Source organism: Neisseria sp. P0008.S004 (genome assembly GCF_051962755.1).
GTDB lineage: Bacteria > Pseudomonadota > Gammaproteobacteria > Burkholderiales > Neisseriaceae > Neisseria > Neisseria subflava_A.
The window spans coordinates 1-203 of sequence record NZ_JBQCUZ010000073.1; the positions used below are offsets into that span (position 1 = coordinate 1).

Below are 203 nucleotides of genomic sequence, written 5' to 3' on the forward strand. Positions count from 1 at the left end.
TTCAGCACGGTATTGCCCTTGCTGCTGAGCTGCAGTTTGTCCGATTGCAGCAGGGTGTTTTGATGGGTTTGGCTGTCCGAACGGTTTTTGCCTTTGCCGTAGGCCGCTTCGGCATAGATATAGACGCCGGTTTGCGCACCGACGGAAACCCCGACGCCGACCTGTACGCCGGCATTGCGGTTTTTGCCGTCCTGATGTTGGCT

1 protein-coding gene is annotated in these 203 nt (G+C 57.1%); it reads right to left on the reverse strand.

All coding sequences use genetic code 11. The annotated features are described in order from the left end of the window. Positions 1–203: hemagglutinin repeat-containing protein (locus ACTHSW_RS10985; RefSeq protein WP_440373936.1), on the reverse strand; the 203-nt coding region annotated here is incomplete at both ends.